11 protein-coding genes are annotated in these 13023 nt (G+C 62.7%); 9 read left to right on the top strand and 2 right to left on the bottom strand.

Annotation, left to right across the window (positions count from 1 at the left end; all coding sequences use genetic code 11):
• Positions 1 to 2: 2 nt before the first annotated feature.
• On the top strand, positions 3 to 1298 hold the full coding sequence (locus U5709_RS00470; RefSeq protein WP_321972175.1) for a glycosyltransferase family 2 protein: 1296 nt from the start codon (positions 3 to 5) through the stop codon (positions 1296 to 1298).
• A 358-nt stretch (positions 1299 to 1656) separates the two neighbouring features.
• Positions 1657 to 3171, top strand: coding sequence for an IMP dehydrogenase (locus tag U5709_RS00465; protein ID WP_321972069.1), 1515 nt, complete (start codon positions 1657 to 1659; stop codon positions 3169 to 3171).
• A gap of 185 nt (positions 3172 to 3356) precedes the next feature.
• Here the strand turns inward: U5709_RS00465 and U5709_RS00460 are convergent, their stop codons facing one another.
• A complete protein-coding gene (locus U5709_RS00460; RefSeq protein WP_321972068.1) occupies positions 3357 to 5297 on the bottom strand; it encodes a phosphodiesterase in 1941 nt (646 codons plus the stop codon).
• Positions 5298 to 5601: 304 nt separating this feature from the next.
• On the opposite strand from U5709_RS00460, the gene U5709_RS00455 reads away from it, so the two are divergent.
• From U5709_RS00455 to U5709_RS00435, 5 genes are all read left to right on the top strand, one after another.
• Entirely contained in the window at positions 5602 to 6333 is a 732-nt protein-coding gene (locus tag U5709_RS00455) for an amino acid ABC transporter ATP-binding protein (RefSeq protein ID WP_321972067.1), read from the top strand.
• Positions 6334 to 6344: 11 nt separating this feature from the next.
• Entirely contained in the window at positions 6345 to 7217 is an 873-nt protein-coding gene (locus tag U5709_RS00450; RefSeq protein WP_321972066.1) for a transporter substrate-binding domain-containing protein, read from the top strand.
• 27 nt (positions 7218 to 7244) lie between these two features.
• On the top strand, positions 7245 to 7991 hold the full coding sequence (locus U5709_RS00445) for an amino acid ABC transporter permease (protein ID WP_321972065.1): 747 nt from the start codon (positions 7245 to 7247) through the stop codon (positions 7989 to 7991).
• 3 nt (positions 7992 to 7994) lie between these two features.
• The gene (locus U5709_RS00440; RefSeq protein ID WP_321972064.1) at positions 7995 to 8633 is read left to right on the top strand and encodes an amino acid ABC transporter permease; all 639 of its coding nucleotides are present in this window, start codon (positions 7995 to 7997) and stop codon (positions 8631 to 8633) included.
• 63 nt (positions 8634 to 8696) lie between these two features.
• The gene (locus tag U5709_RS00435) at positions 8697 to 9374 is read left to right on the top strand and encodes a cytidylate kinase-like family protein (RefSeq protein ID WP_321972063.1); all 678 of its coding nucleotides are present in this window, start codon (positions 8697 to 8699) and stop codon (positions 9372 to 9374) included.
• A 146-nt stretch (positions 9375 to 9520) separates the two neighbouring features.
• Here the strand turns inward: U5709_RS00435 and sdaAA are convergent, their stop codons facing one another.
• On the bottom strand, positions 9521 to 11116 hold the full coding sequence (sdaAA, locus tag U5709_RS00430; protein WP_321972062.1) for an L-serine ammonia-lyase, iron-sulfur-dependent, subunit alpha: 1596 nt from the start codon (positions 11114 to 11116) through the stop codon (positions 9521 to 9523).
• A 129-nt stretch (positions 11117 to 11245) separates the two neighbouring features.
• Between sdaAA and U5709_RS00425 the strand changes: the two genes are divergently transcribed.
• Together U5709_RS00425 and U5709_RS00420 are read left to right on the top strand one after the other, a co-directional pair.
• Positions 11246 to 11956: a DUF969 domain-containing protein gene (locus tag U5709_RS00425; RefSeq protein WP_415860331.1), complete on the top strand. Its 711-nt coding sequence runs from the start codon at positions 11246 to 11248 to the stop codon at positions 11954 to 11956.
• The gene (locus U5709_RS00420; RefSeq protein WP_321972061.1) at positions 11956 to 12915 is read left to right on the top strand and encodes a DUF979 domain-containing protein; all 960 of its coding nucleotides are present in this window, start codon (positions 11956 to 11958) and stop codon (positions 12913 to 12915) included. Before U5709_RS00425 ends, U5709_RS00420 begins: the two co-directional genes overlap by 1 nt.
• Positions 12916 to 13023 lie beyond the last annotated feature (108 nt).

The following is a 13023-nucleotide window of genomic DNA, read 5'->3' as shown; positions in this document are numbered from 1 at the left end:
TGATGCAGTTCAACAGGCTCGGGCTCACGCCGATCGTCATCTTCAACATGATCATCTGGCTGTTCTTCACGCTGGCCTACTTCTACCAGATCGTCTATATCATTCGCGTGGCCATCAAGGGTATGGTGCGCCTGCCCGAGGCCAAGAAGAACCATCGCTACGCGTTCTTTATCGCGGCCCACAACGAGGAGCCGGTCATTGGCAACCTCGTGCGCTCCTGCCTTACGCAGGACTACCCGCGCGAGCTCGTCGATTGCTTCGTCATCTGCGACGCCTGCACCGACAACACCCATGCCGAGGCTGAGGCCGCCGGCGCCATCGTCTGGGACCGCAACGACCTCGCTCGCAAGGGCAAGAGCTGGGTCATGGACTACGGCTTCGACCGCATCCTCAACGAGTACGGCGACAAGTACGAAGCTTTCATCGTCATGGACGCCGACAACATCATCGCGCCCGACTACCTCAAGGTCATGAACCAGGCCTTCGACGCCGGCTACCTCGTGTGCACGAGCTACCGCAACTCCAAGAACTTCGACTCCAGCTGGGTGAGCTCGGCCTACGCCACGTGGTTTTTGCGCGAGGCCAAGTTCCTCAACAACGCCCGCATGATGTTGGGTACCTCTTGTGCCATCTCCGGTTCCGGCTGGATGGTTTCGGAGAGGATCGTTCGAGGCATGCATGGCTGGGACTTCCACACCTTGACCGAGGACATCCAGTTCTCCACCTTCTGCTGCGCGCACAACATCCAGATCGGCTTTGCGCCGGCGGAGTTCTTCGATGAGCAGCCCCTTACCTTCAAGGCGTCCTGGACGCAGCGCATGCGCTGGACCAAGGGCTTCTACCAGGTGTTCTTCTCATACGGGCGAGACCTCGTCAAGGGCATCGGCAAGCGGCAGTTCGCTTCTTACGACATGCTGATGACCATCGCGCCGGGCATGATCCTTACGCTGCTGTCGTTCTTTATCAACGCCGTTTACCTTATCGTGGGAACGCTCTCGCACGGCTTCATCGCCACCGACGCCGAGCTCTCGATGTGCGTAGGCTCGCTCATCATGACCTTCGCGTCAATGTACATCGTGTTCTTCATCCTGGCCGTCATCACGACCGTTTCTGAGCGCAAGCACATCCATGCAAAGAAGAAGTGGCGCATCTTCACGAACCTCTTCACGTTCCCGTTTTTCATGATGACCTACATCCCCATCACCGTCGCCGCCCTGTTTAAAAAGGTCGAGTGGGTGCCGACCAAGCACGACATCGCGGTGGACTTCAGCGACGTTGTCGCGGGTGGGTCTGAGTAACGAGCGGGTTGGCGAGAAGCGCCCCTGCCTTACCTCAGTGCTCAAACAGCTTCGGAAGGGCCCGCTTCGGCGGGCCCTTTCTGCAGAACTGTGCCTGAGGCAAGGGAGGGGCGCTTCTCGCTCACGTGCTTGTGGCGTGCCTACGGCTACGGGTCGCTGAAGGCTATCGCGACCTCGCGCTCGGAAGCTCGGCGGCAGGGCTGTTTGATCTGTGCTGTCTTGTGGTTAGGCACCCTCACCAAAATGCTGGTCAGTGGGCTATTTGTGACGTTGGCCGAATAGTTGTTGCGGATGATACAATATCGCGCAATGTCGCGAATCGGGACCTGCGCGCTGCAGGCGAAAGGGGATTGACCACATGGCAACGTTCTTCGAGGGCGAGTCGCACACCTTTTCTGAGTACCTGCTCGTACCCGGCTATTCCTCGGCGGAGAACATCCCCGCCAACGTGTCGCTCAAGACCCCGCTCGTCAAGTACAAGCGCGGCGAGGAGTGTGCCATTACCCTGAACGTGCCCATGGTCTCTGCCATCATGCAGTCCGTCTCTGGTCCCAAGCTCGCCATCGCGCTTGCTCAGGAGGGTGGCGTCTCCTTTATCTACGGTTCGCAGACCGCCGAGTCCGAGGCGGCCATGATCCGCGAGGTAAAGGCTTACAAAGCTGGCTTCGTCGTCTCTGACTCCACCCTCACCCCCGACATGACGCTGGCCGAGGTCCTTGAGCTTCTCGATAAGACCGGCCACTCCACCATGCCCGTGACCGAGGACGGCACCGCCCACGGCAAGTTTTGCGGCATCGTGACTTCTCGCGACTACCGCGTCTCCCGCGATTCGCGCGACCGCAAGGTCTCCGAGTTCATGACCCCGGCCGAGAGCGTCGTGACCGCCCCAGACGGCACCTCCCTCAAGGTGGCCAACGACATCATTTGGGAGCACAAGCTGAACGCGCTGCCCATCGTCGACGCCGACGGCAACCTCGTCTCGCTCGTCTTCCGCAAGGACTACGACTCCCACAAGTCCCGCCCGAACGAGCTCCTCGACAGCTCCAAACGCTACATCGTGGGCGCCGGCATCAACACTCGCGACTACGCCGAGCGCGTTCCGCTGCTGCTCGAGGCGGGCGCGGACGTGCTCTGCATCGACTCTTCCGAGGGCTTCTCCGAGTGGCAGAAGCTGACCATCGAGTGGATTCGCGCTCACTACGGCGACTCCGTTAAGGTGGGCGCAGGCAACGTGGTCGACGCCGACGGCTTCCGCTTTCTCGCCGATTGCGGCGCCGACTTCGTCAAGGTGGGCATCGGCGGCGGCTCCATCTGCATCACCCGCGAGACCAAGGGTATCGGCCGCGGCCAGGCTACGGCCCTCATCGACGTCTGCCGCGCCCGTGACGAGTACTTCGAGGAGACCGGCGTCTACGTGCCCGTCTGCTCCGACGGCGGCATTGTCTACGACTACCACATGACGCTCGCGCTTGCCATGGGCGCGGACTTCATGATGCTCGGCCGTTACTTCGCTCGCTTCGACGAGTCCCCGACCGAGCGCGTCAACGTCGGCGGCCAGTACATGAAGGAGTACTGGGGCGAGGGCTCAGCGCGCGCCCGCAACTGGCAGCGCTACGACCTCGGCGGCGCGGCCAAGCTCTCCTTCGTCGAGGGCGTCGACTCCTACGTTCCTTACGCCGGTACCCTGCACGACGGCGTCTCCGGTACGCTCTATAAGGTGAAGTCCACGATGTGCAACTGCGGCGCGAACTCAATATCTGAGCTGCAGGAGAAGGCGCGCCTCACGCTCGTGTCCTCCGTCTCCATCGTCGAGGGCGGCGCGCACGACGTCGTGGTCAAGGACCAGAACCACCAGTCCACGACCTACCGCTAGGGCGCATAGCGCGGGGTTCCGTGCTTTTGTCGCATAGGATGGCAAGAAGGCCGGCCTGCAATTCGGGGACGAGGACAGCACTTTGCGGACAGAGGGCTGTCCTCTGTCCGCAAATCGCTGGCGCGTTCTTGTGGGTGGGTGCTGGTTGTCCGACCTGCCACGGGCGACAGTCATCGGTGGCGGGCCTAGAGCTTGAACTGCCTGCCGGTCGTCCTGTACCACAGGCAAAGCTCGCCTGCGGGCATAGGCTTGGCGAAGTGGAAGCCCTGAAGGCGGTCCGCGCCGTAGTCGATGGCGGCCAGCGCTTGATCGCGGGACTCGATTCCCTCGGCCACGACCTTCTCGCCGACCTTGTGGAAGAAGGGGATGAGAGTGCTCACCATGAGGCTTGAGTTCTTGTCGCTGCAGATGCCGTCGATGAGGCTCTTATCGAGCTTGACGTAGGTGAAGGGCATCGAGACAGTGCTCGAGAGGTTGGAGTAGCCGGTGCCGAAGTCGTCCATCATGAACTCGAAGCCGCGCCCGCGCATCTCCTCCATGACGCTCGCGACCAGGGCTCCGTTCTCCGTCACGGTACGCTCGGTGATCTCCAGCTTGATTTGCGACGGATCGACGTCGTGCTCGTCAAGAAGCGCAGCGAGTCGCTCGGTTACCCCCGTCTGCAGCAGCTGGCGCGCCGTGAGGTTCACCGAGACGTAGCGAAGCTCCGGGATCGCGCCCGACTGAAGAAGATCGCATGCGCCGTGTATAACGATCCAAGTGAGGTCGTCGATGACGTCGCTCTGCTCGGCGAGGGGCACGAAGTCTCCCGGCGACACGAGCCTGCCCTTCTCGTCGCGCATGCGGATCAGCGCTTCGGCCGTCTCGAAGCGGCCGTTCTCGGCGCAATAGAGGGGTTGGAACCAAGTCTCGAAGCGGTTCTGCTGCATGGCGGTCTGCATGCTGAGCAGAATACGCTTCTGCTTGGCGTAGCGCTCGGCCATCTGGTCGTCGAAACGCAGCACCTCGGCGTTCTCGCGCTTGGCCACGCCGAGCGAGAACTCGAGGCGGTTCACCACGTTCTCCGGGCCCCATTGCTTGCCGAGGTGGCGCATCTCGACGATGACGGCGTTGAGTCTCACCGCGTGGTCTTTGTCGACGCTCCAAGGCTTACGCATCGCCGAGACGATTCTGTCGAGGCGCCTATCTTGCTCGGCCGCATCAGTGTGGGGAAGAAGCACAATGAATTCGTCTCCGTCGAATCGATAGGCGAAACCGCCGCGCGAGAGCTCCTCGAGCTTGCGGGCCACCTGGAAAAGCACGATGTCGCCGCCCGCGTGCCCGTAGACGCGGTTGATCTCCGAGAAGTTTCTGAGACCCACGAGCATGACCTGGTAGTCCTGCTTGGCTTCGATGCGCGCGGCGAGCTCGGCGGTGAAGCTTGAGCGGTTGCCGAGCTCGGTTAAGGAGTCGACCTCGATCCGCACGCTCTGGAAGTTCATGAAGATGATGAGGATGATCACGGCGGCGAAGGTGCCGTTGAGCAGCTGCTCGGGGTATATGCGCTGGAAGATGAGCAGCAGCGCGACGATTATGGGAACGCAGCGGACGATCTTTCTCATCGACAGGCTCACGCTCTTGCGGTGCAGCAGGTAGCAGGAGACGATCAGGATGATCTCGGCCACCGGCAGCGCGTAGACGATACGGTTGAGGGGCCCGCGGAGATAGTCTCCGGACGCGTCGAAATGGAAGAGCCATCCGGTCCAGGGGTTCGTGGCGATCAAGGCCGCGTAAATCGCGCCCAAGGCGGCGACGGTGTAGCCCGCCATTTTCGCGCCTTGCTTGTCGTGCACGAACTCGTACTCTCGCATGAGCAGGTAGACCGTGATGACCAAGGTCATGGCCACGCTCGAGACGAAGTAGAGCGTGTTGATCGCGACGTTGATGGGCAGCGGCACGTTCGCGTGCATATCGTCGACCCAGATCGTGAGTATGTTCAAGACGATAGAGGACGTGGTCAAGATGAGGCACGACCAGAACAGCCTTCTGCGGGGTGTGGTTATCTGGCGCTTGTCGTAGTAGAAGTAAATGACCACCGCGATGAAGATCAGCGCAAGATACTCGGATATGAGTGTCCAGTCGAACAAAAGGGTACCTTTCGAAAAATAAAACGGCTTAAGCTTAATTTTAAGGCCGTCCGCGGCATGCGAGGGCGCCGATTGCCGCGGGGCCAAGACTTAGGGCGGTCCGGACCTTGCGCACGAAGCCACGCTTCCCACGGATAAGTGTTCGAAATATATTAGCGCGATTTCGTGCGCGTTAACCGACGTGTGTCTTGTTTCGAAGGCGTATCTCCGGCGTTTTCTCTTCGTCTCAATGTACCGTTCGCCCCAAAAATCCCATCGCTCACAGAGTATTGTCCTCTCGTCGATTAAAGAGAGGACTGAACACATGGCAGACATGATCGAGATTCGCGACCTCAACAAGTACTTCGGCGACGTCCACGTGCTCAAGGACGTGAACCTCAGCGTCGCCGAGGGCGAGAAGGTCGTCATCATCGGGCCCTCCGGCTCCGGTAAGTCGACACTCATCCGCTGCGTCGATTACCTCGAGGAGCCCACGAGCGGCACCATCACCATCGACGGCATCGAGCTCAACAAGAAAAACCACCTGGAGATGGCCCGCAAGTACTCCTCTATGGTCTTCCAGCAGTTCAACCTGTACCCCAACATGACGGTGCTCGCAAACCTGACCCTGGCCCCCATCAAGCTCCAGAAGAAGAGCAAGGAAGAGGCCAACCAGATCGCCATGGCCGCGCTCAAGCGAGTCGGCATGGCCCACAAGGCCGGCGAGTACCCGCAGAACCTCTCCGGTGGCCAGCAGCAGCGCGTGGCCATCGCCCGCGCCCTCTGTACCAAGCAGCCGATCATCCTGTTCGACGAGCCCACCTCCGCCCTTGACCCCGAGATGGTCCAGGAGGTTCTCGACGTCATGATCGAGCTCGCGCAGGAGAACATCACGATGATCTGCGTCACCCACGAGATGGGCTTTGCCCGCCAGGTCGCCGACCGCGTCGTCTTCATGGAGGACGGCCGCATCCTTGAGGTCGGCACGCCCGAACACTTCTTCGAGAACCCCGAGAACGACCGTTGCCGCGACTTCCTCTCGAAGATCCTGCACTAGGCGGTGGGCGCATGAGAAACACGATTTCGAGCATCTCCCGCAGGGACTTCCTCGCGCTTCTCGGCGCGGGCGCGCTCGCCGCGGGCGCGGCATCCACGGCGGGCTGTGGCTCCTCCGCCGGCTCCGCATCCGCTGCCGGCGACTCCGGCTCCAAGCTCGCGGCCATCAAGGCTCGCGGCCACATGAATGCCGGCGTCAAGAAGGACGTCCCCGGCTACGGTTACCTCGACACCGCCACCGGCGAGTTCCAGGGCATGGAGATCGACCTGTGCCACCAGATTGCCGCTGAGGTCTTCGGCGTCTCTTACGAGGAGGCGAAGGCCGAAAAACTGGTCGAGTTTACCGACGTGACGCCTAAGACGCGCGGCCCCCTTATCGACAACGACCAGCTCGATATGGTCGTCGCGACCTACACCATCACCGAGACCCGCAAGAAGAGCTGGGACTTCTCCACGCCCTACCGCACCGACTACGTGGGCCTCATGGTCAAGAAGCGCTCCGGGTTCACCTCCATCAACGACCTTGACGGCAAGGTCATCGGGGTCTCGCAGGGCGCTACTACCCAAGGCCTCATCGAGCAGATGATCGCCGACGAGGGCTTTACCTGCACACCGGAGTTCCGCGCCTTCAGCGGCTACCCCATCATCAAGAGCTCGCTCGACGCCGGCAACATCGACGTCTTCGCCATGGACCGTTCCACGCTCGCGGGCTACATGAACGACACCGTCGAGCTCTTGCAGCCCGAGGTCAAGTTCGGCGAGCAGGGCTACGGCGTCGCCACAAAGAAGGGCTGCGACCTTTCCGCGGTGGTCGACAAGGTGGTCCAGGATCGGCTCGCCGACGGTTGGCTCGACGAAGAGGTCTCGACCTGGGGCCTCGTGTAGGCGCCCGCGGCCAGGAAAGGTAACAATATGCTCGAAGGATTGTTCGACGCCGAGCGTTGGTCGGCTACATTCAGCAACATGGGGCCCTTCTGGGAGGGCTTCGCGGTGACGCTCGAGGTCGTGGCGGCGGGTCTTCTGCTGTCGCTCGTGCTGGGCACACTGCTCGGCGTCTTTTCGACCACCCGCTCGCGTGCCCTGCGCGCCATTAGCCGCGTTTACGTCGAGTTCTACCAGAACACGCCGCTTCCCGTGCAGGTGCTCTTTATGTACATGGCGGGCCCGCAGTTCCTGCAGGCCGTGACCGGCGCCGATCAGCCCGTGCGCATCGCGCCGTTCGTGCTAGGCTTCCTCGGCGTGGGCCTGTACCACGCGGCCTACATCTCCGAGGTCATCCGCACGGGCATCGAGGCGGTGCCCAAGGGGCAGATGGAGGCGGCCCAGAGCCAGGGCTTCACTCGCGTGCAGTCCTACGCCTACGTCATCTTGCCGCAGACGTTCAAGATTATCTTGCCCCCGCTGTGCAACCAGGCGCTGAACCTCGTCAAGAATACCTCGGTGCTCGCGCTCGTGGCCGGCGGCGACCTGATGTATCGCTCCGACAACTTCGTGTCGCTCTACGGCTATCTGCAGGGTTACATCGTCTGCTGCCTCATGTACTTCATCATCTGCTTCCCGCTTGCCCTGCTCGTGCAGTGGTTCGAGAAGCGCTCCAAGGACCGTCCGCGCGCCAAAGACCTTCCCGAGGTCGAGCTGCTCGCCGCAGAGGAGGCTTAAGGCATGGAAATTTTCTCCGCAACTAACCTGCTCTACATCTGGGGCGGCTTCGTCAAGACCATCGAGATCTCGGCGCTCTCCATCTTCTTCTCGCTGATCTTCGGCACCATCCTCGCGCTGATCAAGGCCTATGTCTCCAGGCCTTTGCGTCTTATTGCCAGCGCCTACATCGAGCTTTTCCGCTGCACGCCCAACCTGCTGTGGATCCTCTTCATCTACTTCACCGTGCAGGGCCTGGACATCGTGATCTCAACCATCGCCTTCACGCTCTTTACCTCGGCGGTTATGGCCGAGATCGTGCGCGGCGGCCTGAACGCCGTGCCTAAGGGGCAGTTCGAGGCGGCGCGCAGCCAGGGCTTCGGCTTCTTCCAGACGATGGGCTACATCATCTTGCCGCAGACCTTCAAGAGCATCATCCCGGCGCTCTTCTCGCAGTGCACGACGGTGATCAAGGACTCGTCGTACCTCTCGGGCATCAACGTGGCCGAGCTCATGTACACCTCCAACGTCGTCATGGCGCACGCCCTCGAGCTCTCGCAGGTCCTCATGGTCTACGGGCTCATCTTCGCGATGTACTTCGCGCTTAACTTCGGGATCTCGATGCTCGTCCGAATGTACCAGCGCAGCGTCGTCGCCGCGTAGTAATCTAGGGGCGGGCGAGGGGATAGTCTCTTGCCCGGTCGTTCTCAACCAGTGGAGGTCGCCATGTCCATCGACACCGATTCCGTCTCGCCGGATACCGATACATACCCCGTCGTCATCACCATCGCCCGTGACTTCGGTGCAGAGGGCCACGAAATCGGCAAGATGCTCTCGCTGGAGCTTGGCATCCCGTTCTACGATAACGAGCTGCTGGTACGGGCATCGGAGCGCGCTGGTTCCTCCGTGTCAGATGCCGCCGCCTATGACGAGCAGTGCGCGGCCGAGCTCTTCGCGTTCTTGCCCGACGCGGTGGATGCGCGCTCCGCGGGCGACAAACTCTTTGCCCACGTGGTCGAGGTCGTCCAGGAGCTGGGGTGCAAATCCTGCATCATCGAGGGGCGCCTCTCCGACTACATCCTGCGCGACAACCCCAACCAGATATCCGTGCTGGTCACGGCCCCGCTCGAGGCCCGCATCGAGATCGTTCGCCGCAAGCGCGGTTGGGACGAGAAGCGTGCCAAGAAGCTTGTCAAGAAGATGCAGCGTGGCCGCGAGCTCTTCTATGAGCGCTACTCGAAGGGCAAGTGCGGCCTGCACGACCACAAGGACCTTATCGTGAACCGCGCCCGCTTCGGGCGCCAAGGGTGCGTGGACATCATCGCCGCAGCGTACCGCGCGAAGGTCGCGGCCGTCGAGCGCGCCGCCTCCGAGGGCGCGTCAGCGGCAGAGGCCGCCGAGTAGGGCACGTCGTCGCCACCGCTTCGACGGGCGTTCGGCTTGGCACAAAATCCGCTCCTTTCGGGGTCGTATTTGTGCGCGGCCGTACGCTCGGCGTTTATTGTCGGTGAGAAAGGCCCCTCGGGCTGTGGAGGGTTCCGGTTGCGGCGTTAGTTGCGGGCGCCGCAGGCTGCGCAGGCGGCGGGGGTCGCGGCGAGGCCGCCGCGCGCGGTTTCGCGAAGAGAGGCGGGCAGGGCGTGGCCCACCTCGCTCATGGCATGGACGACCTGGTCGAAGGGCACGAGGCTTCTCACGCCCGAAAGCGCGAGCTGTGCCGACGAGAAGGCCGCGGCGACGCCGATGGCGTTGCGGACCTGGCAGGGGACCTCGACGAGACCGCCCACGGGGTCGCAGACGAGGCCCAGCAGGTTCGATATGGTAAGCGAGCTCGCGGTGAGGGCCTGCTCGGGCGTGGCCCCCATGAGCTGCGCGCAGGCCGCGGCCGCCATGGCAGCGGCGCTTCCGACCTCGGCCTGGCAGCCTCCCTCGGCACCCGCGACGCAGGCGCCGGTCTGGATGTTGAGCCCGATGGCGGCCGCGCAATAGAGCGCCTCGGCCACGGCATCGTCGTCGGCGCCCAGGTGATCGGCCAGGGCGAGCACGCATCCGGGTACGACGCCCGCCGAGCCCGCCGTCGGCGCGGCAACGATGACGCCCATGGCGGCCGATCGCTCGAGCACGGCCATCGCGCGCGCAACGGCGTCGGTCTGCACGTCACCCATAAGCGCCGCCGCGAGCTGAGGCGCATTGGTCTTGACGGCGGTTGCCTCACCGCCGATGAAGCCTCCGAGCGAGCGCGTCGGGTGCTCGATGGGCGCTGTCGTCTCGTCGCGCATGGTCTCTATCACGCGCTTCATGACCGAGGCCGCGGCGTCCTTGCCGATGAGCATCTCCTCGCGCGTGCGCATGACGCCGCCGATGGAGAGGCCCAGTTCGGCGCAAGCGCCCAGCATCTGCTCGCCGTCGTCGAAGAGCTCCTCGGCCGATACGCCCGGCCCCACGACGGCGCCCGCTCCGGAAAGCGATATGAACGTCGCGAAGTCAACGTGCTCGAGGCCGCGGGCCATGTCGAGCACGCTCTCGGCGGGCGCGCCGTCCGTCTCGAACACAGTGTAGGCCTGTCCGCCCTCCTCGGTTCGGTAGGTGCGGCAAAAAGCGATGTTCACCTGCGCATATGCGAGCAGGTTTGCCAGCGCGGCGAGCACACCAGGCACGTCTCGGTGCGCGACGAAGAGCGTCGTGTAGCGCCCCGTCACGTCGACGCCCACACCGTTGATGCGGCTGATGCGGACCTTTCCGCCGCCGAGGCTCTCGCCGCGCACGGTGGTCACGGTGCCGGAGTCGCTCTTCATCTGGATGTCCACGGTGTTCGGGTGCATGGTGGCGTCGTCGCCGGCTGCGACGAACCCGTAGTCGAGCCCCGCCTCCGCAGCCAGCGCGAACGCGTCGCGGATGCGCTCGTCGTAGGTTGAAAGGCCGAGGATGCCCGCCACCAGCGCGCGGTCGGTTCCGTGGCCTTTGTGCGTGTGCGCGAAGCTGTTCCAGAGCGAGAAGCGCACGCTCGCGACGCGCCCGTCGACGAGCGACGCCGCGACCTGGGCGCAGCGCAGCGCGCCCGCGGTATGCGAGGACGATGGGCCCACCATGATGGGGCCCAGGACCTCGAATGCCGAGGTGGTTGCCAGTGTCTGGGGCTTAGAAGCCATCACGTGTCCTCTCTATCTAAACGGCAATTCGAGAATAGCGCAACGTCGTTGCGAGGACTCTGACTAGCCCTCTAAGCGTTCTTTATGTAGACTTCTTGAGTCTTGCAAACCCAAGTAGAGGAGGACCAAATGGATCTTATGGAGCTCCTCAAGCTCCTGGGCATCGTCATCGTCGTTGTTGGCTTTGCCCTCAAGCTTGACTCCATCCTCATCATCATGGCGGCGGCAATCGTCACCGCCGTGGTGTCCGGCATGGACCCGATGACCTTCTTGTCCACCATGGGCAAGAGCTTCGTCTCCAACCGTTCCATGCTCATCTTCGTGATGACGTTCGTGATCACGGGCACCCTGGAGCGCAACGGCCTTAAACAGGCCGCCGCGGCCCTGATGTCCAAGTTCAAGGGCGCCACCGCGGGAATCGTGCTTGCCGCCTATGGCGTCTTCCGCGTGATCTTCGCGGCCTTCAACGTGGGCTTCGGCGGCGTCGCCGGCTTCGTGCGCCCCGTTATCATGCCGATGGCCCAGGCTGCGGTAGAAGAGGACGGCCGGCCCATCGCCGACGAGCAGCTCGAGGCCATCAAGGGCATGGCCGCCGGCATGGAGAACGTCACCTGGTTCTTTGGCCAGGTGCTCTTCGTAGGTGGCTCTGGCGGCCTTCTCGTTCAGTCCACGCTGGCTGAGCTCGGCTACACCGTCGAGCTGATCGACATCGCCGCCGTTGAGGTGCCCGTCGCCATCATCTCCACGCTTGTCGCCATCGTGTACTACATCATCGTCGACAAGCGCCTGACCGCCAAGTACCACGCTCCCGTGGCCGCACAGAACGGGGGTGAGAAGTAATGGATGCCTTCATCACTTACTTCACCAGCGCCGACGTCACGCTTTCCAACAAGCTTCTGGAGGTCGTCTACATCATCATCGGCCTGGTCTGCATCTACACCGGCGCGATCAACGCCAAAGACAAGACAAACGAGAAGCGCCCCGGCACCGCCGCGTTCTGGTGCATCCTCGGCGCCCTTCTCGTTTTGGGCAAGTGGATTCCCGAGTGGGTCGCCGGCCTTCTGTTGGTTGCCATGTGCGTTGCCCCCATTATCAAGCAGGTCGGCAAGGGTAAGGGCGGCACCCCCACCGCCGAGGAGATGCAGGGCAACTTCGAGAAGATCGGCATGAAGATCTTCATCCCGTCACTGGCCATCGGCGGCTTTGCCCTGATCTTTGCCCTGTTCACAAAGATCAGCTCTCTTGTAGGCCTGACCTTCGGCGTCGTCGTGGGCGGCGTTCTGCTCATGGTGTTCAACAAGTCCAACAACCCCAAGGTGTTCCTCGGCGACTGCCGTCGCATGCTCGACACCGTGGGCCCGCTGTCCATGCTGCCGACCCTTCTCGCCGGCCTGGGCTCCGTCTTCACCGCCGCCGGCGTCGGAACCGTCATCTCCAACCTGGTGAGCGGCATCATCCCCGACGGCAACGCCGTCATCGGCATCATCGTCTACGCCATTGGCATGGCCATCTTCACCATGATCATGGGCAACGCCTACGGCGCCATCACCGTCATGACCGTGGGTATCGGCGCGCCGTTCGTCCTGGCCCTTGGCGCCAACCCGACCATCATCGGTTCGCTGGCGCTCACCTGCGGCTTCTGCGGCACCCTGATGACCCCGATGGCCGCAAACTTCAATATCGTGCCTGTGGCGATTCTCGACATGAAAGACGAGTACGGTGTCATCAAGAAGCAGGTCCCCATCGCCCTCATCATGCTCGTGGTGCAGATCTGCTACATGATCTTCTTCGGCCTGTAGGGCTTATCCTTACGCCAAACGTCGCGTACTTCTCGCCGCTGTGCGGATAGAATTGCACTGACGCAATTTGGGGGGCGTCTCGCCGGCCGGCGTGGCGCCCCTTTCCTT

This window comes from Paratractidigestivibacter sp. (assembly GCF_963660155.1).
Taxonomy (GTDB): Bacteria; Actinomycetota; Coriobacteriia; order Coriobacteriales; family Atopobiaceae; genus Paratractidigestivibacter.
The sequence above is the reverse complement of the archived record's forward strand: the minus strand, read 5'-3'. Positions and strand labels throughout refer to the sequence as shown.